General features: G+C 40.0%; 21 protein-coding genes and 4 tRNA genes. 8 read left to right on the top strand and 17 right to left on the bottom strand.

What is annotated here, in order from left to right; all coding sequences use genetic code 11:
- Positions 1-89: 89 nt before the first annotated feature.
- From QQK05_RS14565 to rpiA, 3 genes are all read left to right on the top strand, one after another.
- A complete protein-coding gene (locus tag QQK05_RS14565; protein WP_284299868.1) occupies positions 90-1,577 on the top strand; it encodes a peptide MFS transporter in 1,488 nt (495 codons plus the stop codon).
- Positions 1,578-1,644: 67 nt separating this feature from the next.
- Entirely contained in the window at positions 1,645-2,244 is a 600-nt protein-coding gene (locus tag QQK05_RS14560) for a 5-formyltetrahydrofolate cyclo-ligase (RefSeq protein ID WP_284299867.1), read from the top strand.
- Positions 2,245-2,321: 77 nt separating this feature from the next.
- On the top strand, positions 2,322-2,978 hold the full coding sequence (rpiA, locus tag QQK05_RS14555) for a ribose-5-phosphate isomerase RpiA (RefSeq protein WP_284299866.1): 657 nt from the start codon (positions 2,322-2,324) through the stop codon (positions 2,976-2,978).
- A gap of 54 nt (positions 2,979-3,032) precedes the next feature.
- Here the strand turns inward: rpiA and QQK05_RS14550 are convergent, their stop codons facing one another.
- Positions 3,033-3,281, bottom strand: coding sequence for a glutaredoxin domain-containing protein (locus QQK05_RS14550; RefSeq protein WP_284299865.1), 249 nt, complete (start codon positions 3,279-3,281; stop codon positions 3,033-3,035).
- A gap of 83 nt (positions 3,282-3,364) precedes the next feature.
- On the opposite strand from QQK05_RS14550, the gene QQK05_RS14545 reads away from it, so the two are divergent.
- Complete coding sequence (locus tag QQK05_RS14545) at positions 3,365-4,285, top strand: AraC family transcriptional regulator (RefSeq protein ID WP_284299863.1); 921 nt, start codon at positions 3,365-3,367, stop codon at positions 4,283-4,285.
- Positions 4,286-4,302: 17 nt separating this feature from the next.
- On the opposite strand, the gene QQK05_RS14540 is transcribed toward QQK05_RS14545, so the two are convergent.
- Positions 4,303-4,770, bottom strand: coding sequence for a YHS domain-containing (seleno)protein (locus QQK05_RS14540; RefSeq protein WP_284299862.1), 468 nt, complete (start codon positions 4,768-4,770; stop codon positions 4,303-4,305).
- A gap of 278 nt (positions 4,771-5,048) precedes the next feature.
- Here QQK05_RS14540 and serA point away from each other — a divergent pair, with 278 nt between their 5' ends.
- Positions 5,049-6,278: a phosphoglycerate dehydrogenase gene (gene serA / locus QQK05_RS14535; RefSeq protein WP_284299861.1), complete on the top strand. Its 1,230-nt coding sequence runs from the start codon at positions 5,049-5,051 to the stop codon at positions 6,276-6,278.
- A gap of 60 nt (positions 6,279-6,338) precedes the next feature.
- On the opposite strand, the gene QQK05_RS14530 is transcribed toward serA, so the two are convergent.
- From QQK05_RS14530 to ribH, 4 genes are read right to left on the bottom strand one after another with little or no spacing between them, the layout of a single operon-like run.
- Positions 6,339-6,809: a phosphatidylglycerophosphatase A family protein gene (locus tag QQK05_RS14530; RefSeq protein ID WP_284299860.1), complete on the bottom strand. Its 471-nt coding sequence runs from the start codon at positions 6,807-6,809 to the stop codon at positions 6,339-6,341.
- A gap of 21 nt (positions 6,810-6,830) precedes the next feature.
- Positions 6,831-7,787, bottom strand: a complete 957-nt coding sequence (thiL, locus tag QQK05_RS14525) for a thiamine-phosphate kinase (RefSeq protein ID WP_284299859.1) — start codon at positions 7,785-7,787, stop codon at positions 6,831-6,833.
- A 9-nt stretch (positions 7,788-7,796) separates the two neighbouring features.
- A complete protein-coding gene (gene nusB, locus QQK05_RS14520; RefSeq protein WP_284299858.1) occupies positions 7,797-8,213 on the bottom strand; it encodes a transcription antitermination factor NusB in 417 nt (138 codons plus the stop codon).
- Positions 8,214-8,226: 13 nt separating this feature from the next.
- Entirely contained in the window at positions 8,227-8,691 is a 465-nt protein-coding gene (gene ribH / locus QQK05_RS14515) for a 6,7-dimethyl-8-ribityllumazine synthase (protein ID WP_284299857.1), read from the bottom strand.
- Between the two features lie 222 nt (positions 8,692-8,913).
- Here ribH and QQK05_RS14510 point away from each other — a divergent pair, with 222 nt between their 5' ends.
- Complete coding sequence (locus tag QQK05_RS14510) at positions 8,914-9,237, top strand: DUF6170 family protein (protein WP_284299856.1); 324 nt, start codon at positions 8,914-8,916, stop codon at positions 9,235-9,237.
- Positions 9,238-9,305: 68 nt separating this feature from the next.
- Here QQK05_RS14510 and QQK05_RS14505 read toward each other — a convergent pair whose 3' ends face one another.
- The 10 genes from QQK05_RS14505 to QQK05_RS14460 all read right to left on the bottom strand — a co-directional run bounded on the left by QQK05_RS14505 (position 9,306) and on the right by QQK05_RS14460 (position 19,093).
- Positions 9,306-11,216, bottom strand: coding sequence for a SurA N-terminal domain-containing protein (locus QQK05_RS14505; RefSeq protein ID WP_284299855.1), 1,911 nt, complete (start codon positions 11,214-11,216; stop codon positions 9,306-9,308).
- Between the two features lie 181 nt (positions 11,217-11,397).
- Entirely contained in the window at positions 11,398-11,670 is a 273-nt protein-coding gene (gene hupB / locus QQK05_RS14500; protein WP_193020563.1) for a nucleoid-associated protein HU-beta, read from the bottom strand.
- A gap of 288 nt (positions 11,671-11,958) precedes the next feature.
- Positions 11,959-14,307, bottom strand: a complete 2,349-nt coding sequence (lon, locus tag QQK05_RS14495; RefSeq protein ID WP_284299851.1) for an endopeptidase La — start codon at positions 14,305-14,307, stop codon at positions 11,959-11,961.
- Positions 14,308-14,576: 269 nt separating this feature from the next.
- Complete coding sequence (gene clpX, locus QQK05_RS14490) at positions 14,577-15,857, bottom strand: ATP-dependent protease ATP-binding subunit ClpX (protein WP_284299850.1); 1,281 nt, start codon at positions 15,855-15,857, stop codon at positions 14,577-14,579.
- Positions 15,858-15,964: 107 nt separating this feature from the next.
- The gene (gene clpP / locus QQK05_RS14485) at positions 15,965-16,582 is read right to left on the bottom strand and encodes an ATP-dependent Clp endopeptidase proteolytic subunit ClpP (RefSeq protein WP_284300316.1); all 618 of its coding nucleotides are present in this window, start codon (positions 16,580-16,582) and stop codon (positions 15,965-15,967) included.
- A gap of 108 nt (positions 16,583-16,690) precedes the next feature.
- Positions 16,691-17,998 carry a trigger factor gene (gene tig, locus QQK05_RS14480; protein ID WP_284299848.1) on the bottom strand — a complete coding sequence of 436 codons (1,308 nt, stop codon included), beginning with the start codon at positions 17,996-17,998 and terminating at the stop codon, positions 16,691-16,693.
- 721 nt (positions 17,999-18,719) lie between these two features.
- Positions 18,720-18,796 (bottom strand) — tRNA-Pro (locus QQK05_RS14475).
- Positions 18,797-18,805: 9 nt separating this feature from the next.
- Positions 18,806-18,881 (bottom strand) — tRNA-His (locus tag QQK05_RS14470).
- A 25-nt stretch (positions 18,882-18,906) separates the two neighbouring features.
- Positions 18,907-18,983, bottom strand: a tRNA-Arg gene (locus tag QQK05_RS14465).
- Positions 18,984-19,016: 33 nt separating this feature from the next.
- Positions 19,017-19,093 (bottom strand) — tRNA-Pro (locus QQK05_RS14460).
- Between the two features lie 327 nt (positions 19,094-19,420).
- Between QQK05_RS14460 and folD the strand changes: the two genes are divergently transcribed.
- Positions 19,421-20,278 carry a bifunctional methylenetetrahydrofolate dehydrogenase/methenyltetrahydrofolate cyclohydrolase FolD gene (gene folD, locus QQK05_RS14455; RefSeq protein WP_284299845.1) on the top strand — a complete coding sequence of 286 codons (858 nt, stop codon included), beginning with the start codon at positions 19,421-19,423 and terminating at the stop codon, positions 20,276-20,278.
- A 73-nt stretch (positions 20,279-20,351) separates the two neighbouring features.
- Here folD and QQK05_RS14450 read toward each other — a convergent pair whose 3' ends face one another.
- On the bottom strand, positions 20,352-21,335 hold the full coding sequence (locus tag QQK05_RS14450; RefSeq protein ID WP_284299843.1) for a GlxA family transcriptional regulator: 984 nt from the start codon (positions 21,333-21,335) through the stop codon (positions 20,352-20,354).
- 125 nt (positions 21,336-21,460) lie between these two features.
- Here QQK05_RS14450 and QQK05_RS14445 point away from each other — a divergent pair, with 125 nt between their 5' ends.
- A complete protein-coding gene (locus QQK05_RS14445; protein WP_284299841.1) occupies positions 21,461-23,590 on the top strand; it encodes a molybdopterin-dependent oxidoreductase in 2,130 nt (709 codons plus the stop codon).
- The last annotated feature ends 5 nt before the right edge of the window (positions 23,591-23,595 follow it).

Raw genomic sequence — 23,595 nt, 5'->3', positions numbered from 1 at the left:
TCGCTTGCCTTTCCCTATTGGCGCAGGTATAACACGGGGTGTAAAAATAATTTAAGACAATTTTCAAGAATACTGGAAAGGATAATTACATGAATAAACCTGCGACGGGAACCATGCTTGGTCACCCGAAAGGACTCTTCCTATTATTTGGTACTGAAATGTGGGAACGCATGAGTTACTACGGTATGCGTGGTATCTTCGTTCTTTACTTAGTAGCATTTGCAAGTAGCTTTGGTTGGGATATGGCCTACTTTGGCATCGACCCAGCAGCAGCGGACGCACAAGAACAACTAACAAAAGCATTAAACAAAAATGCCCTAGGCATTTTAGGTATTTACGCGTTTTGGGTATACGTAACACCCGTTCTTGGTGGTTGGGTAGCTGATAACCACTGGGGTCAACGTAAAGCCATCATTATTGGTGGTGTATTAATGGCCTTAGGTCAATTTTCACTTGGTACTCCACACCACCTAATCCCAGGTTTAGAAGTTGAATTTTTGTACTTAGGTCTATTCCTATTAATCATGGGTAATGGTTTCTTCAAACCAAACATCTCAACAATGGTTGGTGACTTATATGAAGATGGTGATAAGCGTCGCGACGCTGCATTTACAATTTTCTACATGGGTATCAATTTAGGTTCTATCTTAGGTTACTTCGTCGTTGGTACTATTGGTGAAAAAGTTAACTACCAATACGGTTTCTTAGTTGCTGGTGTTGGTATGCTATTAGGCGTAATCCTTCAGTTAAGCATGTCTAAGAAATTCTTAGGTAACGTCGGTGTTGAGCCTGCTGCTAAAAAGATGCAAGGCACGTCTGCAGCATCTAATGCACCTTTAACGTCTGAAGAACGTGACCGAGTTAAAGTTATCTTAATCATGTCATTCTTCACGATTGTTTTCTGGTTAGGTTTCGAACAAGCAGCTGGTTCAATGAACCTTTTTGCAAAACAAAAAACTGACTTAGTGATGTTTGGTTTTGAAATTCCAGCCTCATGGTTACAATCAGTAAATCCGATTTTCGTTATCTTGTTTGCACCAATGTTTGCAGCAATGTGGCTCAAGATGGGTGAAGCAGAACCAAATTCTCCGAAGAAATTCGCCTTAGGTATGTTCTTCTTAGGCCTAGGCTTTATCTCTATGGTAATGGCAGCAATCGAGATTGGTGATAGTGCGACAGCGAAAGCGAGCATTATATGGTTAATCTTGGCTTACATGTTCCACACCATGGGTGAGCTTTGTTTATCACCAATCGGCTTATCACTAGTGAGTAAATTAGCACCACTTAAATATACATCATTACTAATGGGTATGTGGTTCTTCTTCTCAGGTGTAGGTAACTACGCTGCAGCAGCTGTAGGTCAAATGGTGGGGGATGTTGGACCTTTCCAAGCATTCATGGGCGTAGCAATTATGGCATTTGTCGCTGGTATCATTTTATGGTTAATTAGTGGCAAGCTTGTAGATTGGATGCACGGTGCTGAAGATACGCACCCACAAGATATTGATGGCCGTATTGATGAAGAAATGGCAGTTACAGGAATGCACGAAGGTATGCAAGAAGAGCATACTAAGTAAATAATCCTTGATTTGATAAAAGGGGACAGAGTAAATTTTTACTTTGTCCCCTTTTTTATTGCCACTTATGACTTCCAAAAACAGTAGTTCACGCCATCAACTGCGTCAAACCATTCGGCAACGCCGCAAGTCATTGACCATAGAGCAACAGAATTTAGCCGAAGAGCAACTAGCAAACCAATTATCTGCATTTTGCTTAACGCACTCGATTAAATCTCTTGCAATATACCTTTCAAACGACGGTGAATTGCAAACGAATCATTTTATTGAATGGTGCTGGTCAAACGGCATAGCTGTGTATTTACCTGTAATTCACCCGTTTAATAAACATCATTTACTATTTCTTAACTACACCCGTTCGACGCCAATGAAAAAAAATCGATTTGCGATTTCTGAGCCTAGGCTTAATGTTCAATCGGTTATTGCTCCTTCGCAACTAGATGCATTGTTTACACCGCTTGTGGCATTTGATATCTGTGGAAACAGGATAGGCATGGGGGGTGGTTTCTATGATAGAACCCTAGCCCACTTGAATCATAGTCCAGTTAAAAAAATTGGATTGGCACATGATTGCCAACAAGTAGAGCAAGTCCCCATTGAGTCATGGGACATGCCATTATCAAAGATTATTACCCCTACAAGGGTGATTGAATGCCATGAAATTTGAGTCGAGAAGTTATTAAACTATCGCTATAATAGCGCCAATTACAACACCTTATAATCACTATTCGCGTTAGGATCATTATGACTCAAGATGAAATGAAAAAAGCCGCAGCGCTAAAAGCATTGGAATTCATTAAGCCAGATACCATTGTTGGCGTCGGTACAGGCTCAACAGTTAATCACTTTATTGATGCATTAGCGTCTATGAAAAATCAAATTGTTGGCGCTGTATCTAGCTCAGACGCATCAACGAAATTATTAGAACAGCATGGTATCGAAGTTTTTGATTTAAACTCCGTTGATACCTTAGACGTGTATGTTGATGGAGCCGATGAGATTACCGAACATTTTGCCATGATTAAAGGTGGTGGCGCAGCATTAACACGTGAAAAAATCGTTGCTGCTGTTGCAAAAGAGTTTATTTGTATTGCTGATAGCTCAAAGCAAGTAGATATCTTGGGCGACTTCCCATTACCTGTTGAAGTCATCCCTATGGCCAGAAGTTACGTAGCACGAGAGCTAGTAAAGCTAGGTGGTGACCCTGTTTACCGCGAAGGCGTAGTAACAGATAACGGTAATGTAATCCTCGACGTTCATAATTTAAAAATCATTGACCCAAAGCAATTGGAAGTTGATATCAACGCGATTGTCGGTGTTGTGACGAATGGCCTATTTGCCTGTCGTGGCGCTAACACGCTCATCCTAGGTACACCTGAAGGTGCTAAAGTTATCGGTTAAAATAACTACCTCGATCAATATGGTCGAGGTAGCCTCATTGTATCCCGAAGTTCATTAAGCGACACTCGCGTTATTGACACTTTTCAAATAAGCTCTAAAGTCATCATATCCGCCAATGTGCTGGTCATCGATAAAAATTTGCGGCACAGTCCGGCGTGCGCTCAATACGATCATTTCTTTTAGTGCGGCTTTATTGGTTGAAACATCAATTTCTTGGTACTGCCAACCTAACTTATCCATGATCTGTTTTGTCGCAGAACAATAAGGACAGTAACCTTTGCTATACACTTTGATTTTAGGCATTTCAATTTTCCTGTTTGAATAAAGTTCAAAACAAAGTTTAAATAGAGCTAAGCTCAACTAATATGCTCTGTGTCACTAAAATTATGTCCGAAAGTCCGAATATCTATCTAAATGACCCTGACCCACTCAGTGTTTTACTCCAAAAGTTATCGTTGAGCGCGGAGGTTTATGTCAATGGCGATTTTTGTGGTACCTGGGCAGTAGATACATCAGGTAGCCGTCGCACGCCCTTTCACTTAATTGGTAAAGGACAAGCGTGGCTTCATATAAACGAGCAAACCATTAAGCTTGAAGAAAAAGATTTAGTCATTTTTCCAAATGATCACCATCATATTATTTCTAACTCAAGTCAAAAACCTGATAAGCATTTAATCAATGCACCAATGAGTAACGACGGCAACACAACCAATATGGTTTGTGGCTTTTTCGAATTCAAAAGCGTACTCATCAACCCATTGTTAAATATGATGCCAGACGTGATACATGTTAAATCGAACGCTAACCTTGGTAACAACAAAGCGTTATTGCTTGTTGAGTTGATTATTGCCGAATTAGAAAAGTCACTACCTGGTTGTTACACCGTTGTTGATCAATTGGCATACCTGTTGTTTATAGAGATACTAAGAGCTCAGGTCATTGAAAAGACAATCAATGATGGATTATTGGCTGCTTTGTTCGATAGCAGGATAGGAAAAGCAATTAATGCTATACATCAATCTCCAGAGCAAGATTGGAGTCTTGGAACATTAGCAGAGGTTGCTACTATGAGTCGGTCAAATTTTGCCGAAAAGTTTTCTAAACTTATAGGCCTCAGCCCGATGAAATATCTTACACAATGGCGAATGATAATTGCTCGAAAGCTTTTGGTTGAAACGGAGAAAAGTGTCGCAGAGATTAGTGAATTAAGCGGTTACGAGTCAGAAGCCGCATTTAGAAAGGCCTTCAAACAAAATCAAGGAGAAGCACCCGGCGCAGTGCGAGGTGCTTCATTAGCTATTGGCTAACCTATAAAGACGTTAAATTACAAATCGCTTGGGTTTAATGTTTCAACATTTGGCCATTGTTCATTTGCTTCTTGGATAAATTGAGGGATGTCTTTGGCCCAAGCGTTAAATACACTTTGGTTTTTGTTTACATACAACTTACCATCAACCACTTTGAACGCTTTACCATCAATTTCAAACTTTTTACCAAATGTCATACCGTAGGCACAAAAACCACCGTATTGAGGCGCATATTTATCAGGGTTGCTGTTAAACTGGTCTCTATTTTTTGCAGACTTAAAACGGTAGATAGCACCGTTATGAATTGACGTAAATTCTGCACTTCCAAGAACTGGTTTTCCTTCAGTGAAATAACCAATAACATCGTGACCCGCTAAAATAACGCCATTTTCGTCAGTTTCCGTATCATGCCCTGCATAGACTAATGACGACAAACTTAGCAAAGCTACTGTGAATAAGGTTTTAATCGAGGTAATGTATTTCATATCATTTGCTCCAAAGCATTGTTCAGTGAATGTGTGGTCATAATATTAGTCTTGCAAAAATAGCGATATATCCAAAACCTCTGCAAATATGTCTAAAAGTCCAGAAATACTATTTTTATTCAAAGTAGTACTATTTTTCCTGCTCTGTTTAACATTCTTTGGTTGATTTAACTGACATATTCTTATTTTTTAGAATCGTGTAAAAAAACAACTTTAGAGTTTTAACACTATATGCTAAGTTAGCTTTCTAGACATCCATACAAGAAGTTAGTCGAATCATGAGCAAAGTATCACTAGCAAAAGAAAAAATTAAAATCTTATTGCTTGAAGGCGTACACCAAAGTGCAGTCGAAGAGTTAAAGTCTAAAGGCTACACAAATATCGAATACCTCAAAACCTCATTGAGTGAAGAAGATTTAATAGCGAAAATCAAAGATGTTCATTTTATTGGCATCCGTTCCCGCACCCAGTTAACAGAATCAGTGCTTGCTCACGCAACTAAGCTAGTTGCGATCGGCTGCTTTTGTATTGGTACAAACCAAGTTGAGCTACCAGCGGCACAAATTCGTGGTATTCCTGTGTTTAATGCGCCATTTTCCAATACGCGCTCAGTAGCAGAGCTCGTTCTCGGCGAAATATTATTACTACTGCGTGGGATCCCTGAAAAGAACGCTCAAGCGCACCGTGGTGTTTGGAATAAATCTGCCGCAGGTAGTGTTGAAGCCCGAGGAAAAACATTAGGCATTATCGGTTATGGTCATATTGGTACTCAGCTTGGAATTTTGGCTGAAACCATCGGGATGAAAATTAGATTCTATGATATCGAGACAAAGTTACCACTGGGCAACGCAAGCCAAGCAGAGAGCTTAACTCAATTATTTAAAGAAGCAGACGTAATCAGCCTACACGTGCCTGAAACAGCTCAAACACAGAACATGATCAGTATCGCAGAATTCGATGCGATGAAAGATGGTGCTATTTTTATCAATGCCTCTCGCGGTACAGTCGTTGATATTGATGCACTTGCAGGTGCGTTAGAAAGTAAAAAGCTTGGCGGCGCAGCTATCGATGTGTTTCCAGTAGAACCAAAAAGTAATGACGAGGAGTTTGTATCGCCATTACGTGCTTTCGATAATGTTATCCTAACACCTCATATTGGTGGTTCAACTAAAGAAGCACAGCAAAATATTGGTCTTGAAGTTGCGAGTAAAATGGCAAAATATTCGGACAACGGTTCTACACTTTCTGCAGTAAACTTCCCAGAAGTTTCGCTACCAGAGCATGCAGGCACAAGCAGACTATTACATATTCATGAGAACCGCCCAGGTATTATTACTCAAATTAACACCATATTTGCAGAGAATGATGTCAATATTGCGGCCCAATACCTACAAACCGACGATAAAATTGGTTATGTAGTGATTGATGTAGAAACTGAAAATAGTGAAAAAGCGCTAGCCAAACTAAAATTAATTGATGGCACTATTCGCGCACGTATTCTGCATTAACGCGTTAAAGAAGCACAAAAAAAGCCGTCTATTGACGGCTTTTTTTGTGCTATATGAAAATTACCAACTAACCACGAAGATTAGCTGCATAACACCAAAAGCCATGACACCTGCGATGATGTCGTCGAGCATAATACCTAAGCCACTATGAAGCTTTTTATCGACAGCAGATATCGGCCAGGGCTTAACAATATCAAAAAACCTGAACAGTAAAAAACCGACAACCACTGTCGTAACGCTCACTGGTACCAAGATCATGGTAATTAAAAAGCCAACAATTTCATCCCAAACAATTGCTGGGTGGTCATCTACGCCTATTGCTTTCGCAGTATAACCACAGATATGAACACCAAATAGTGCCATTACGGATAGCACAGCCATATATTGAGAGACAGGTAACTGAGCCATTAAAAGAAAGACAGGGATAGCGGCTAACGTTCCAAACGTGCCGGGTGCTTTAGGTGCTAACCCACTTCCGAAACCAAGCGCCAAAAACTGCACAGGATCGCTAAGTCTAAATTTTTCCGTCATGACTGACCTTATAATGAGTGATTAACTAAAGTGTTCAAAACCACTAGATTTAATATCTACAGGTTTTTCATTTAGTGTGGTTGTTATTTTATTTGTGTTGTTCGTTTGGCCAATACAACTAAACTGTATTCCCAGTTGGCTTAATGCGGTTTCCATCCCAACTTTATTTGCTTCAGCAACCACAAATAATAATTCATAATCGTCACCACCATTTAAAGCTAAGCTTGCCGCTTTATCACCTAAAGTTGCTGTCATTCCTTTTGATAGAGGCAGATTTTCCAAGACAATGTTCGCGCCAACATTAGATTGAGAGCATATATGCGTTAAGTCAGCAATTAATCCATCAGATAAGTCGATAGCTGCCGATGCATATAAGCGGATTGTCTGGCCAGCTAAAACACGCGGTTTTGGGAAATCCAAACGCTCTAATACACTTTCTCGAAAAGCTGGTTCAATTTCCAATTCGCCCTGGATATGCTTAAGTGCTAACGCGGCATCACCTATTTCACCAGTGACATATATCCACTCACCTGGTGTTGCGCCGCTACGCTTCAATGCGGTGCCTTCAGGGCATAACCCTTGCGCTGTGATTGTTATACTCAAAGGACCTTGAGTAGTATCACCACCGATAAGTTGTACATTGAAATATTCACAAAGTTCAAAAACACCTTGGCAGAACTCGTCAATCCACTCTTTGTCAATTGCAGGTAAGGTAATTGCGATTGAAATCCAACTTGGCTCTGCGCCCATAGCGGCAAGATCTGACAAATTTACTGCTACAGCCTTATGACCTATAGCTCTTGGGGAAGTGTTTTCCGGGAAATGAACACCAGATACGAGTGTATCAGTGGTAATCGCAATCTCTTGATTGAGCGGTGGAGAGATAAGTGCGCAATCGTCACCTATCCCTAACGTCACCTCTTTGCGTTTTACTACTTGCTCAGTGAAGTAGCGTTTGATTAATTCAAACTCTTTCATAGGAGTCGCTTAATCTTGAGGACGAATTAATTTAACCGCTTTATCAAGTACACCATTGATAAATTTGTGGCTATCATCTGCGCCAAAGGCTTTACCAAGTTCGATTGCTTCATTAATAACGACTTTGTAAGGCACTTCCTGGTTGTGGCTTAATTCAAACATTGCCATGCGCAAAATCGCCTTTTCTACTTGATCAATTTCATCAAGCGGACGATCTACATGTGGTTCAATTGCCAGATCCAATTCAGCAACTGAGGCGGTTACGCCACGGAATAATGTTTGAAAATATTCAATGTCGAAGCGACGTTTCGCATTTTCTGTTAAAAAGTGTGCTTCAATATCGTTGATATTGTTGCCACTAATTTGCCACGAATAAATTGCTTGGGTAGCAAACTCGCGTGCTTTTCTTCTTGCAGATGGTTTCACAAAAATTTCCCGATTAAAGTTGGTCTAACACATTAACCATTTCTAATGCACTTAGTGCAGCTTCGCCACCTTTGTTGCCTGCTTTTGTACCAGCACGCTCGATTGCTTGTTCAATTGAGTCAGTAGTAATAACACCAAAAGCAACAGGTGTTGTATATTCCATAGCTACTTGAGCTAAACCTTTGTTACATTCACCTGCAACAAAGTCAAAATGAGGCGTGCCGCCACGAATTACAGCACCAATTGCAATAATTGCATCATATTCGCCTTTCTGAGCGATACGTTTTGCAGCCACAGGTAACTCGTACGCACCTGGTACACGAATTACAGTAATGTCATCTTCAGATACATTACCATGGCGTTTTAATGCGTCTACAGCACCTTCAAGTAAGCTTTCAACGATAAAACTGTTGAAACGAGAAACAACGATTGCAAATTTTTTGCCTGAAGCAACAAATGAACCTTCAATGACTTTCATGTGTAAAATACCTATAAAAAAAATTGCCGCAATTCTACCAAAGAGTTGCGATTTTCGATACACGTTTATCAAAATAAAAAACTAGTAATACCTAAATATCATTCATTTAGTTCATTAGCTTTGTCTAAAAGTTAATATTAGTCGTTTTTTTAGGTATGATCGTAAAATCATTATGCACAATGATTGTGTGCACAATTAACTTATTTAGAATTTATTGCTTTTATGACTATTTATTTTTCTACAGCGCAAATTGAAAAACTCCAGCCATATACGATTGCAGAACGACGCATGATTATCGAAATGGCAAATAATAAACTCCAAGCACCAGAGAAACTGATTATCAATATATTGAAGTTACTTGTATTGATTCCACCATTTATCGTGCTTGCTCGCATTGACAGTTGGTATTTGATGTTACCTGTTTTTGCTTTGTTGGTTGGCTATTTTCTCATTATGCGCCCTATTTCATTCTGGTTTATTAATAAACACCTAGATGGCGCGATAAAACAATTCGACCGTCAAAAAATGCAGCAAGAATCAACGTAGTAACCCGATATTTTTCGTAAAAAAAACGCCGCTTATAGCGGCGTTTTTATTATCAAATTCAATTAACGTTAAAATACGTTAGCTGGTTCGCTTAATGTTTTACGCGTAATTTTAGCTTTCGCTCTTAACGACTCTACATATGCTACATATGACGCTTGAGATAAGCTAGCACCTTGCTGCTCAACAACATTATCCAACGTTGGGCTAACTGTGCCTTCTTGTACTGCAGTAACTTCTACAACAGCAACTTGACCATTGCGTAAGCTTACCGTATCTGCAGATACTTTACCTTCTACAGGGTGTGGTAATGTAAATGCTAAACGTGAAATTGCACTATCAACATCAGCACTGAATCGAGTAGCTGCTGCCTTCTCAATAAATGAAGTACCCAACGCCTCAGCTTGAGCTGATACATCTTCACCCGCTTTGTAGCTAGCTAAAATCATATCAACTGCTTCTTCAGCTTTAGCTGACGCCTTTGCTGCGATTAACTGTGTTTTAATCGTTTCAGACACTTCTGCTAATGGGCGCGTTTTCGCTTCTTGGTATTCATTCAGACGAACAACCATAGCTAAGTTATCACTAACTTCAATAATATCTGAGTTCAAGTTCTCACTTAGAACAATGTCTGAGAACATAGCGTCAACAACCTTAGGGTTATTGAACGGAGCAACTTGCTTTGTGCGGCCCAACCAATCAGACGTTTTCACTTCAGCATTAACTGCACCAGCAGCGTCTTCTAGCGAGTCCGGGAATTCAAAACTTAAACGTGCTAGCTCTTGCTGAAGTTCGTAAAACTTATTCTGTGCTTCGCTCTCACTTACCTGAGCCATTAGTTCTTCTTTAACATCTTCAAACGCTTGTGTTTCAGCAGCTTTCAGTTCTGTTAATTTTATCAAGTGATAACCAAACTCTGACTCTACAACGTCAGAAACATCATTAACTTTTTCAAGATTTAAAGCAGCTTGTTCAAACGCTTCATCCATAACACCTAACTCAAGGTATTCAAGATCACCGCCATTTTCACCGCTAAATGTATCCGCAGAGAACTCTTTTGCTAGCTCTGCAAAGTCAGCACCTTCAGCAATACGATTAGCAAGTGTGCGAATTTCTTGTTCTGCTGCACCTTTGTCATCGCCAAACTCAATTAAAATGTGAGAAATACGACGTTGCTCTTCTTTTGTGAAACTTGCAATGTTTTCTTCGTAATATGCTTTAGCGTCTTCTTCAGTCACGTCGATATCTTTAGCGATATCGAAAACGTCAACCATTACATAGTCAACTTTGACTTTCTCTTGTGTTTGAAAACGATCTTCATTGTCTTGATAGTAAGTCGCAATTTCTTCTTCGCTAACATCTACTTGCGATTTAAATTGCTCAGTATCAACAACAGCATATTTAATATCACGCGTCTGATTACGTAACTTTTCTGCTTGCTCTGCTTGGTATGGTAGACCAAACTCTCCAGAAACAAGTGCCATACCTAATTGGCGGCGAGCCATCTCTACACGTAAATAATCACGAAAATCGCTTGATTGGAAGAAACCACTTTGATTGATAACAGCTAAATAGCGATTATTGTCAAACTGCCCGTCTATTTGGAATTCTTCCATGTTACGGATTGTCTTCTTGATTTCTTCGTCCGAAATACGGATAGCTAAATCACGTGCTGCCTGATCTAATAACTTCTCATTAATAAGGTTATCAAGTACACCGTTGCGTAAATTTGCTAGATATGCAGGATTCGACGCTAATGTATCGAACATATCGCCAAATTGTTGAGCCATTCTGTTACGCTGCGCTTGGTACGCTTGCTCAAACGCTTGTTGTGAAATCTTTTCACCATTAACTTCTGCAACTGAAGTATCAACGTTATTCGTATAACTGCCGATACCTGCAATAGCAAAGGTCAAGATAATGAAGCCAAGGATTATCTTAGCTGTCATTCCTTGAGAGTTTTCTCTTATTCTTTCTAACATCTTATTCTCTTTAACACGATTGCGTATTCTTGGACCTATTAATCTACTAATAGATTTTTCTTACGCGCGATTCTACCAGAAATAGACTCGTTGATGATAGCTATCAAACCGTAAAATATGCGATTTTGATAACAAAAAAACCACCCTAAGGTGGTTTTTTACAAAACTACTTAAACTGTGATTAGTTACAAGCGTCTTTTAATGCTTTACCTGCTTTGAAAGATGGGATCTTTGCAGCAGCGATTTCGATTGTGGCACCAGTTTGTGGGTTACGGCCAGTGCGTGCAGCACGGTCACGTACAGAGAATGTACCAAAACCAACTAACGCAACTTGCTCACCAGCTTTTAATTCTTCAGTTACAGCTTCGATGAATGAATCTAATGCGCGACCAGCAGCAGCTTTAGAAATATCAGCACCAGCAGCAATTTTCTCGATTAGTTGAGACTTATTCACAGTGTCTTCCCCTTCATTTGTTATTATTCAGCGCTATCATTATTTGTTTGTTAGCGTTCCTTGGAAACGTTTTTATATCAAGCTTCTTTTAGAACATCAAGCACTGTAGTTAAGAAAAATAAATTTAAAGATAATTATTCTTATCTTTACTAGAGCGCCTATTTATATTGACCTCTAGCGATATAGTCGTACCTAACTTACCACAGTTTCAGCGTTTGAGAAGCAAAAAATGCACTTTTTTTGGAATTTTTTGCTTTTTTTTCACTTTTTTTGACTTAAATCCACGTTTTACTTAGCAATTGACCATTTTTCAAACGGGTGTTCGAGCGCAATTTGTAGTACTTCATCAATCCATTTAACCGGGTGAATAGACAAATCTGCCTTCACGTTATCTGGGATCTCAGCTAAATCGCGTTCATTGTCCTTAGGAATTACCACGGTCTTGATACCACCACGATGAGCCGCTAAGAGTTTTTCTTTCAAACCACCAATAGCTAATACTTCACCACGTAGGGTAATCTCACCTGTCATTGCGACATCTGCTTTCACCGGGTTACCAGTTAAACTTGATACCAACGCAGTACACATTCCTATACCTGCACTTGGGCCGTCTTTTGGTGTAGCCCCCTCAGGTACATGAACATGAATATCACGCTTCTCATGAAAATCATCATTAATGCGTAATTTTTCTGTTCTGCTACGAACCACTGTCATCGCTGCCTGAATTGACTCTTGCATCACATCACCAAGTGAACCAGTGTAAGTCAACTTGCCCTTACCCGGTACAGATGCTGTTTCGATAGTAAGCAATTCACCGCCAACTTGTGTCCAAGCTAAGCCCGTTACTAAACCAACTCGGTTTTCATCGTCAGCTTTTCCATAATCATGGCGTTGCACACCCAAGTACTCGGATAGGTTTTCTTGGTTAATAACAACTTTCTTTAACTCTTTATCCAACAAAATTGCTTTAACGGCTTTACGACACAGTTTTGATATTTCGCGCTCTAAGCCACGAACACCTGCCTCACGAGTGTAGTAACGGATAATGCCGATAATTGCACTATCATCAATTTCAATTTCGTTTTCTTTTAAACCGTTGCGACCTATTTGCTTCGTCACTAAGTGTTGTTTAGCAATATTTAGCTTTTCATCTTCTGTGTAACCCGATAATCGGATGACTTCCATACGATCCAATAGTGGACCAGGTATATCCATAGAGTTAGATGTTGCCACGAACATCACATCAGACAGATCATAATCAACTTCTAGGTAATGATCGTTGAAACTCGTATTTTGCTCAGGATCAAGAACCTCAAGTAACGCAGAAGAAGGGTCACCACGCATATCAGATGACATCTTGTCAATTTCATCTAGTAAGAATAATGGGTTTTTAACACCAACTTTTGCCATTTTCTGTATTAACTTACCAGGCAATGAACCGATGTAAGTACGACGATGACCACGGATTTCAGCTTCATCTCGCACGCCACCCAATGCCATACGAACATATTTACGGCCGGTAGATTTTGCAATTGACTGGCCTAAAGATGTTTTACCAACACCAGGAGGCCCAACCAAACAAAGGATAGGCCCTTTTAATTGGCTAACACGCTGTTGAACGGCAAGATATTCGATAATGCGTTCTTTTACTTTATCTAGGCCATAGTGATCTTTATTTAACACTTCCTCAGCGAGTTTTAGGTTTTTCTTCAACTTGCTACGTTTCTTCCAAGGCACACTTGTCATCCAATCAATGTATGAACGAACAACTGTTGCCTCGGCAGACATTGGCGACATCATTTTTAATTTTTGCAACTCAGCCAAAGTCTTCTCTTTTGCTTCAGCTGGCATTTTTGCATCTTCAATCTTTTTGGTGATCTGCTCTACTTCATCAGGCACATCATCCATTTCGCCAAGCTCTTTTTGAATCGCTTTCATTTGCTCATTCAAATAGTATTCGCGCTGGCTTTTTTCCATTTGTTTCTTAACGCGGCCACGAATCTTCTTCTCAACTTGTAATAAGTCAATCTCGCCTTCCATTTGCGCCATTAAGAACTCTAAGCGTTCAGTAATATCGTTGATTTCAAGGACTTTTTGCTTATCGACTAGTTTAAGCGGCATATGAGCAGCCATGGTATCGGCCAATTGCTCTGCGTCATCGATCCCAGAAACCGACGTAAGCACTTCAGGAGGAATCTTCTTATTAAGTTTCACATAACCTTCAAACTGTGAAATTGCAGAGCGTACCAATACCTCTTCACTGTCCTGATCAGCAGGCAATGACGATAAATACTCGATATTAGCGATAAACTGAGGATCGGTTTCAACAAACTCCTTTAACGTAGCTCGTTGTACGCCTTCTACCAACACTTTTACTGTACCGTCAGGTAATTTTAACATTTGTAAAATTGTGGCAACTGTACCTGTTTCATACACGTCTTCAGCTGTTGGGTCATCAACTGCTGCGTCTTTTTGTGCAACCAAAAATATTTGCTTATCTTGCTCCATTGCAATATCTAAACAACGGATTGATTTTTCACGGCCAACAAACAACGGGATGACCATTTGTGGGTATACCACAACGTCTCTTAGGGCAAGAACCGGAATCTCAACAACACCAGATAGCGTTTTGCTCATAGGTACTCTCTTAATGAATTCGAATCAATGGGACATGCTAACAACGCTTTACCAAGCAAATTATTTTTCACCATTCAATAGCTATGCTAGAGACGAGAACATTAATAATTTTTTACTTAGTATTCATTCGCTGTCTTAATGCGTTTAAAAAGTATATGGGGATAATAGTTTAGGATTCAACAAAGGGATCAAAAAAAGAGCCTAATTGGCTCTTTTTTAAACAAAGGCGATGAGAAAAGCGCTATTTGACTGTTCTCATATACGAATAGCTAACCTTCAGATGCAGCCTTGTCGCTCGCAGCTTGATAGATAACAATCGGCTTAGACTCGCCTTTAATCACAGTCTCGTCAATAACAACCTTTGCAACATTTTCCATTGAAGGCAATTCATACATGGTATCTAGCAGAACGGCTTCAACGATTGAACGAAGACCACGAGCACCTGTTTTACGTTCCATGGCTTTATGTGCAATGGCTGTTAATGCATCTTCTCTGAATTCTAGTTCAACGCCTTCCATATCAAACAATGCAGAAAACTGTTTAGTTAACGCGTTTTTAGGTTGTTGTAGGATTTGAATTAATGCTGACTCATCTAATTCACTTAACGTCGCTACAACCGGTAAACGGCCAATGAACTCAGGAATTAAACCGTACTTAACTAAGTCCTCTGGCTCAACCTCTTGGAATCGTTCAGTAAGTGACTTATTCGAATCATCTGAGCGCACTTCAGCACCAAAACCAATACCGGTACCTGTCGCACAACGTTGTTCAATGACTTTATCTAACCCAGCAAATGCACCACCACAGATAAACAAAATCTTAGACGTGTCTACTTGTAAGAATTCTTGCTGAGGATGTTTCCTGCCACCTTGTGGCGGAACTGAAGCAACAGTACCTTCAATAAGTTTCAACAATGCTTGTTGAACACCTTCACCCGATACATCACGAGTGATTGATGGGTTGTCAGACTTACGAGAAATCTTATCAATCTCATCAATATACACGATGCCACGTTGCGCTTTTTCAACGTCGTAATCACATTTTTGTAGAAGCTTTTGTATGATGTTTTCGACATCTTCGCCCACGTAACCGGCTTCAGTTAACGTAGTTGCGTCAGCCATAGTAAATGGCACATCTAGCAAACGTGCAAGGGTCTCTGCTAAAAGCGTTTTACCACTACCTGTCGGCCCGATGAGCAAAATATTACTTTTACTTAACTCAACGCCATTGTGTGCATCGCCATTACGTAAACGTTTGTAATGGTTGTACACCGCTACCGATAAGACTTTCTTAGCATGGTCTTGACCAATTACATAATCGTCTAGACTCTCACGAATCTCGATAGGTGTAGGTAATGATTCTTTCTCTTCTTTTGGCGAAATTTCTTTAATTTCTTCACGAATGATGTCGTTGCATAACTCAACACATTCGTCACAAACATAAACCGAAGGACCAGCAATTAATTTACGAACTTCGTGCTGGCTTTTACCGCAAAACGAACAATAAAGTAACTTGCCGTTATCGCCGTCACCCTTTGTAATGTCGGTCATAGGGTACCTCTAACTATCTTCTAAACTAGGTTATTTGTCATAACTCAATACGGGAAAAGAAGGCAAACCAGTCACCTTCTATTTTTCATAGCTATTGTAACTATAGCTTATTGATCAACACGTTTCTCTAAAATTGAGTCAACTAGGCCATATTCTACGGCATCAGTTGCACTCAAAAAGTTATCTCGATCTGTATCTTCTGTTACTTTTTCAATTGGCTGACCAGTATGTTCAGCAATTAACGTGTTTAATTTTTCTTTAATATGTAAAATTTCTTTTGCGTGGATTTCAAAATCTGAAGCCTGACCTTGGAAGCCACCAAGCGGTTGGTGAATCATGACACGCGCATTTGGCAAACAGTAACGCTTACCTTTTTCTCCACCTGATAATAAAAAAGCCCCCATACTGGCCGCTTGACCGATACAAACTGTACTAACATTAGGCTTAATAAACTTCATTGTATCGTAAATTGCCATACCAGCCGTTACAGAGCCACCTGGAGAGTTAATATACAGATAAATATCTTTCTCTGGATTTTCAGACTCTAAGAAAAGCATTTGTGCAACAATTAAGTTAGCCATATGGTCTTCAACCTGACCACATAAGAAAATAACACGCTCTTTAAGTAAACGAGAATAAATATCGTATGAACGCTCCCCTTTTGCCGTTTGTTCAACGACCATAGGTACTAATGCATTTTCAGTCATACTAGTAATATCTGACATTTTTGGATGAGAATTAAACAACAGCGTTTCCTTTTAAAATAAAAATGGCTTATATGAAAACATATAAGCCATTTAAGCTACTGAACTAGTTATTGTCAATCAAAAAGCTTACTTAGCTTCTGGATTCATGATTTCTTGGAAGCTAGTTTCTTTTTCTGTAACTTTTGCTTTGTCTAAAACAAACTCAACAGCTTGCTCTTCTAATGCAACGTTTTGCATTTGTTGAAGCATTTCTTGGTTGCCGTTGTAGTAGTTAATAACTTCTTGTGGGTCTTCGTAAGCAGAAGCAGCCGTTGCAATTAACTCTTGTACTTTTGCATCATCAACTTTGATTTCGTTAACTTTGATTACTTCACCAAGTAATAAACCAACTTTTACGCGACGCTTAGCTTGCTCTTCGAACATTTCTGCAGGAAGGTTAGGCATGTTTTTCGGATCGATTTGACCACCAAAACGCTGTAAAGCCTGTTGGCGTAATACGTCAACTTCTTGGCTTACTAATGCTTTTGGCATGTCTACTTCGTTAGCTTCTAATAAAGCTTCGATAACTTGATCTTTAACTTTAGCTTTAACCGCTTGGTTTAACTCACGGCTCATGTTTTTGCTAACTTCTTCACGTAAAGCGTCGATACCGCCTTCTTCGATACCAAATAACTTAGCAAACTCTTCATCAACTTCTGGTAAAACAGGGCCTTCAGTCTTGATCACTTTGATATCAAACTCAGCGTCTTTACCTTTTAAGTTTTCTGCATGGTAATCTTCAGGGAATGTCACGTTGATCGTGTGCTCTTCACCTACTTTCATACCATTTAATGCTTTTTCAAAACCTGGAATCATACGACCAGTACCAAGTTCTAATTCAAAACCTTCAGCTTTACCGCCTTCAAACTCTTCACCGTCAACACGGCCTAAGAAGTCGATAGTTAACTTATCGCCTTTCTTAGCTTTACGCTTGTTTTCTTTCCACGTTTTGTGTTGGTTTTGTAAAGTAACGAACATCTCGTCTAAGTCAGCATCTGTTACTTCAGCTTTTGGTGCTTCAACAGTGATTTTTTCGATGTCTTTAACTTCTACTTCAGGGTAGATTTCAAAAACAGCTTCAAATTCTAACTCTTTACCTTCTTCATTGCTTTTAGCGATGAACTCAGGGCGACCCGCTGGGTTTAATTTCTCAGCCATGATCGCTTCGAAGAAGTTACGCTGCATTAACTCGCCAGCAACTTCTTGACGTACAGACTTACCATAACGCTTTTGAAGAACCGTTGGTGGAACTTTGCCCGGGCGGAAACCATTAATACGTTGTGTTTTACCAATTTGGCGTAAACGGTTTTTAACTTCTACGTCAACAGTTTCGGCAGGAACTGTAATCGTAAGGCGACGTTCCAAACCTTCTGTAGTCTCAACTGAAACTTGCATTTATATACCTCAAAAATTTGCGTTTATACGCGTCTATTAACGCATCTAATACTTATGCTTTATATGTACAACCTACATAAGGGCGCTTAAATCAACTTTCAAGCCGTAAAAGCACATTATTTTTGCACATATAAAAACCATAAAATGATGGTTAGTTTAAAATAATGACGCCGAATTATAGCCATGCTTTACAAAAGAGTCGAGTATAAAAATGGAATAAAAGAAAAAATGCTTGGAAGCATTAATACTAAAGGATTCAACTCCATAAATTTAAAGAAAAAAAAGCACTTTTAACACGTCAATTACAGAACTCCGGTTTTAAACATTATTCTTATGAACATTTTAAGGGTTGCACAGACAAGGTTAATAACGAATGTCACTCTCGACAAAGACACAAATAAGCAGAGAGAGAAAGTAGTCGGTGATGCAAGATTCAAACTTGCGACCGCGTGAGCAAATAAATGTACCCAAACCAAATTGGCTTGTAGGAAAGATACAATACGAGACAGAGAGAAAGTGGTCGGTGATGCAAGATTCGAACTTGCGACCGCGTGAGCGAATAAATGTACCCAAACCAAATTGGTTTGTTGTAAAGATATAACTCGAGAAAAAGAGAAAGTGGTCGGTGATGCAAGATTCGAACTTGCGACCGCGTGAGCGAATAAATGTACCCAAACCAAATTGGTTTGTTGTAAAGATATAATTCGAGAAAAAGAGAAAGTGGTCGGTGATGCAAGATTCGAACTTGCGACCCCTTGGACCCAAACCAAGTGCGCTACCAAGCTGCGCTAATCACCGACAATAAAGTGGGGTGGCTAATGGGACTTGAACCCACGACAACCGGAATCACAATCCGGGGCTCTACCAACTGAGCTATAGCCACCACAGATGAACATGCCTGTAGAATATGGCACGCCCTAAAGGATTCGAACCTTTGACCCACGCCTTAGAAGGGCGTTGCTCTATCCAGCTGAGCTAAGGGCGCATTATACCTACAAGGCTCACTTTAAAATAAAAGTGGTCGGTGATGCAAGATTCGAACTTGCGACCCCTTGGACCCAAACCAAGTGCGCTACCAAGCTGCGCTAATCACCGACATAGTTGTTAAAACAGTGCGTCGTTTCAACGGATGCGGATATTACCGAGTTGCATCCTACTCGTCAAACCTTTTTTATAAAAAAATGTTTGTTCGCTCACTTTTAAACCACCTTGATTAAAATAGAGCTATTTAGCGCAAAAAATGCACATAAACTCGACGGTAACAATACAATCACCTTCGCCAATAACATAGTGACAAAACCTGTATGTCGATCACTACTTTTATAAATATTTTTATTAAGTTTAAATCATTAAAGCTACAAGCCGCTTATTATTTGTGAGAAAATATATGCGATTGATTCATTCACAACATTTCACGAGATTATGACAGCACAACTTATTGATGGTAAAGCTATCGCCCAGCAAATCCGTAGCTCAGTAAAAGAACGCGTTGCACAACGTATTGAAGAAGGTAAACGTGCTCCTGGTTTAGCCGTAGTACTAGTAGGTAGTGATCCTGCGTCACAAGTATACGTAGGCAGCAAACGTAGAGCCTGTGAAGAAGTAGGCTTCGTTTCAAAATCCTATGATTTACCAGCAGATACAACAGAAGAGCAACTCCTTTCGTTAATTGACGAACTCAACAACGATAGCGACGTGGACGGTATTTTAGTTCAACTGCCTTTACCGGAAGGCTTAGATGCAAATCTTGTGATTGAGCACATCAACCCGAAAAAAGATGTAGATGGTTTTCACCCATCAAATGTTGGTAAGTTGGCGCTTCGTCAGCCTGGGTTACGCCCATGTACACCCAAAGGCATTATCACATTAATCGAGTCAACTGGTGTAAAAACGCATGGTTTAGACGCTTTAGTCGTTGGCGCTTCAAACATTGTTGGTCGACCTATGACGCTCGAGCTTTTATTGGCGGGTTGTACTACCACAACGACTCATCGCTTTACTAAAGATTTAGAAGCCAAAGTTCGCCAAGCTGACTTAGTTGTTGTTGCCGTAGGTAAGCCTGAATTTATTCCTGGCGATTGGATCAAAGGTGGCGCTATCGTAATCGATGTAGGAATCAACCGATTAGACTCTGGCAAGCTAGTTGGTGATGTTGAATTTGACGTCGCAAAAAACAAAGCGAGCTTCATAACTCCAGTGCCTGGTGGCGTGGGGCCGATGACAGTAGCAAGCTTAATTGAAAACACATTGATTGCTTGCGAAGAATTCAACGACAAATAACTCCCCCAAAAAAACAGAAAGCCCTCTATGTGAGGGCTTTTTTATTTTCTATGTCCCATATCGATTACCTATCTCACTGCCCCAACGGCTGGTAACGAGCTCGATAGTGGCTAGCCGATAACCCCATATGTTTTTTGAACAACCTGGTAAACGAACTAATATCGCTGTAACCGACAGCATGAGTAATCTCGTCGATCGTTTTATTCGTCTGAACTAAATATTTACTTGCTGCGTTGAGCCGAACTCTCTGAATATAGTCGAGCGGCGTCATACCGGTTGACGACTTAAATCGCCTAATTAACGTTCTGTGAGTTACACCAAATTTATCACAAATGTCCGCTATCGATAGGCTATCAGTAAAATGTCCATCAATATATTGTTGAATTTGATGAACGGTTTCATCTTTATGGTACTTGTTGGAAATAAGCGGAGAGTAACTTAATTGAGTGCTACGACCGGTTTCCAGAACAAACGTTTTTGCACTTCCCATGGCCGTTTGGTGGTCACAAAAAAACTCGATTAAGTGAAGACCTAAGTCGAACCATGCAAGCCCGCCACCATCACATAAGATGTTATCGTCTTGTGTTAATAGACTATCAGCCATTAAATTTACATTTGGGTAAGCCAATCTAAACTCTTCAACAAGTCCCCAATGTGTGGTCGCGACTTTATGTTCAAGTAGCCCTGCTTCCGCTAAGAAAAACGCTCCTGTGCTATTACTACCAATAATACTATTAGTCGATTTTAAGTTTGATAAATATTCAATTAGGCCAGTGTTTAGCGATAAGGTTTTCTTTATATCTCCAGAAATACCAGGAACTAAATAAACATCTGAGCTTTTAACTTCCTGAATAGAACAGTGGGGCGAGATCAACAAGTTGTTTAATGTTTTAACCGGCTTACCATCCCAACTCGCAATCTGCACGTTAAACTTTGGTGTTTGCTGCTGGTTATGAATTTTATTCCACGATTTTCCCGCTAAATATAGTAAATCATTTATCCCAGTTATCGCGCTAGCAAATGCAAAGTCATAAGCCAAAATCGTCACGGTAATCATAAGAGCAGTGTTTATTAAACCTAAAAGATGTCAAATATCACCCAATATATGTCAAATATTACAATTAGTCTCTCGATAAATTGCTGTCACACTGATTCTCACATAATGAAAAAGAGGTTAACGCCATGAGCGAAGTTAAAACCCACCTACGCACATGCAATATCTGTGAAGCAATGTGTGGCTTAGAAATAACCTATCAAGACAAACAAATTATCGCGATAAAAGGTGACAAAAAAGATCCTTTTAGCCATGGCCATATGTGCCCCAAGGCACAAGCATTACAAGATTTTTATGAGGATAAAGACAGGCTAAAATATCCAATAAAGAAAACAGCAAATGGTTGGCAAGAAATTAGTTGGCAGCAAGCATACAAAGAAATAGCCGATAAGATTAACACTATTCAAGGTCAATTTGGAAAAAACGCCACCGCTGTTTATTTAGGAAATCCCAATGCCCATAATTTAGGCAACGCAATCTTTTTAAAACCTTTCTTAAAACAGCTTGGCACCATTAACCGATTTAGCTCCGCATCAACCGATCAAATGCCACATCATGTAGCGTCAAATTATATGCTAGGTGCAGGAATGCTAATCCCCGTACCAGATATCGACAGAACCGACTTTATGTTAATTATTGGTGGTAACCCTGTTGTATCGAATGGCTCTATGATGACGGCTCCCGGCGTGTTAAACAGACTGCAGTCAATTAAAAAACGTGGTGGTAAAGTCGTTGTTATCGATCCAAAACGCACCAAAACAGCAAAAGCAGCCAGTCAACACTTATTCATTCGCCCTGAAAAAGACGCTTTTTTGTTAATGGCACTGATTCAACAAGTCTATGCGACAAATAACGTAAACCTTAGACACTTAGCCGAGCATGTAAAGGGCCTTGACGAGCTTGGGGAGCTTAGCCAATTTTACAGCCCGGAAAATGTGGCAGATTATATCGGTATTTCAGCTCAAGAGATAAAGCAACTAGCTCGAGAGATGATTCAGGCTAAGTCTGCAGTATGTTACAGCCGAATGGGTGCATCAACACAATCGTTTGGTGGTATTTGTCAATGGTTAACGATTGCACTAAACGTTATCACAGGAAATTTCGATCGCGAAGGTGGAGCAATGTTTCCACAACCAGCGTTTGACTTGCTGCGAGGGCATCAACCCGGTCAGCCAACGTCATTTGGTCGATACAATTCTCGCGTTCATAACCTTCCCTTTTTCAATGGTGAGTTTCCGGTAGCTACCCTTGCCGATGAAATCACGACTGCGGGAGATGGTCAAATAAAAGCCTTATTTACGATAGCCGGTAACCCTGTACTTTCAACTCCTAGTGGACAGCATTTAGCAAAAGCTTTTGAACAACTTGATTACATGGTTTGTATCGATATCTATCTCAATGAAACCACAAAACACGCAGATATCATCTTGCCAGCAACAACGGGGATTGAAAATTCTCATTACGATATTTTCTTTAATAGTTTTTCCGTTCGCAATACCGCTAAGTATTCAGCACCTTTATTTGAAAAAGACGAAAACCAAAAGGCAGACTGGGAGATTTTGCAAGAGCTTGCTAATGCATTAACCGGTAGCGAGAAGGATATTTATACACCAGAAATGATTCTTGATATGGAGCTAAGAAAAGGTCCGTACGGAGAAACGGGAATGAGTTTAGAAAAGTTGATAGACAATCCACACGGAATTGATATCGGGCCTTTGAAACCTTGCCTTAAACAACGCATTTTAACACAAGACGGAAAAATCAATTTAGCACCAGATCTTTACCTGACGGATCTTCCACGATTGCAGTCTGTTCTAACACGCCCTGCTCGTGACGAAGACTATCCTTTTGAGCTCATTAGTCGCCGCCTGGTAAAAAGCCACAATTCGTGGACACAGAATTCAGCGAGATTAGTCAAAGGAAGAAATCCTGTGACATTGGAAATACATCCAAATGATGCGACAGCTCTAGGACTAGAGCAAGGTCAGATGGTAAAAGTAAATTCAGCAGTTGGTTCAGTGCAATTGCCTGTTGACATTACTAACGATGTTTTAGCTGGAGTGGTGACAATGCCTCAGGGGTGGGGACACAATCAAGATGATACTAATATGTCAATCGCAGCCACTCAACCAGGTGTCAGTATTAATGACCTAACCCATGCTAGTCGAATTGACAATTTAACAGGCAATGCCGCTCTAAATGGAACACCGGTCGCAATAACACCTGTTTTATCGTCTGAATTTGCAAGTAGCATGTAAAAGGA

It is taken from the genome of Thalassotalea loyana, assembly GCF_030161435.1.
Taxonomy (GTDB): domain Bacteria; phylum Pseudomonadota; class Gammaproteobacteria; order Enterobacterales; family Alteromonadaceae; genus Thalassotalea_G; species Thalassotalea_G loyana.
The sequence above is the reverse complement of the archived record's forward strand: the minus strand, read 5'-3'. Positions and strand labels throughout refer to the sequence as shown.

What these genes read in the sequence shown, in the direction of transcription:
- clpX (WP_284299850.1), bottom strand. Translation starts at nt 15,857, where the DNA reads ATGACCGACATTACAAAGGGTGACGGCGATAACGGCAAGTTACTTTAT.
- QQK05_RS14550 (WP_284299865.1), bottom strand. Translation starts at nt 3,281, where the DNA reads ATGCCTAAAATCAAAGTGTATAGCAAAGGTTACTGTCCTTATTGTTCT.
- tig (WP_284299848.1), bottom strand. Translation starts at nt 17,998, where the DNA reads ATGCAAGTTTCAGTTGAGACTACAGAAGGTTTGGAACGTCGCCTTACG.
- QQK05_RS14560 (WP_284299867.1), top strand. Translation starts at nt 1,645, where the DNA reads ATGACTTCCAAAAACAGTAGTTCACGCCATCAACTGCGTCAAACCATT.
- QQK05_RS14540 (WP_284299862.1), bottom strand. Translation starts at nt 4,770, where the DNA reads ATGAAATACATTACCTCGATTAAAACCTTATTCACAGTAGCTTTGCTA.
- ribH (WP_284299857.1), bottom strand. Translation starts at nt 8,691, where the DNA reads ATGAAAGTCATTGAAGGTTCATTTGTTGCTTCAGGCAAAAAATTTGCA.
- lon (WP_284299851.1), bottom strand. Translation starts at nt 14,307, where the DNA reads ATGAGCAAAACGCTATCTGGTGTTGTTGAGATTCCGGTTCTTGCCCTA.
- QQK05_RS14565 (WP_284299868.1), top strand. Translation starts at nt 90, where the DNA reads ATGAATAAACCTGCGACGGGAACCATGCTTGGTCACCCGAAAGGACTC.
- clpP (WP_284300316.1), bottom strand. Translation starts at nt 16,582, where the DNA reads ATGTCAGATATTACTAGTATGACTGAAAATGCATTAGTACCTATGGTC.
- QQK05_RS14445 (WP_284299841.1), top strand. Translation starts at nt 21,461, where the DNA reads ATGAGCGAAGTTAAAACCCACCTACGCACATGCAATATCTGTGAAGCA.
- serA (WP_284299861.1), top strand. Translation starts at nt 5,049, where the DNA reads ATGAGCAAAGTATCACTAGCAAAAGAAAAAATTAAAATCTTATTGCTT.
- folD (WP_284299845.1), top strand. Translation starts at nt 19,421, where the DNA reads ATGACAGCACAACTTATTGATGGTAAAGCTATCGCCCAGCAAATCCGT.
- QQK05_RS14530 (WP_284299860.1), bottom strand. Translation starts at nt 6,809, where the DNA reads ATGACGGAAAAATTTAGACTTAGCGATCCTGTGCAGTTTTTGGCGCTT.
- thiL (WP_284299859.1), bottom strand. Translation starts at nt 7,787, where the DNA reads ATGAAAGAGTTTGAATTAATCAAACGCTACTTCACTGAGCAAGTAGTA.
- QQK05_RS14450 (WP_284299843.1), bottom strand. Translation starts at nt 21,335, where the DNA reads ATGATTACCGTGACGATTTTGGCTTATGACTTTGCATTTGCTAGCGCG.
- QQK05_RS14505 (WP_284299855.1), bottom strand. Translation starts at nt 11,216, where the DNA reads ATGTTAGAAAGAATAAGAGAAAACTCTCAAGGAATGACAGCTAAGATA.
- rpiA (WP_284299866.1), top strand. Translation starts at nt 2,322, where the DNA reads ATGACTCAAGATGAAATGAAAAAAGCCGCAGCGCTAAAAGCATTGGAA.
- QQK05_RS14545 (WP_284299863.1), top strand. Translation starts at nt 3,365, where the DNA reads ATGTCCGAAAGTCCGAATATCTATCTAAATGACCCTGACCCACTCAGT.
- QQK05_RS14510 (WP_284299856.1), top strand. Translation starts at nt 8,914, where the DNA reads ATGACTATTTATTTTTCTACAGCGCAAATTGAAAAACTCCAGCCATAT.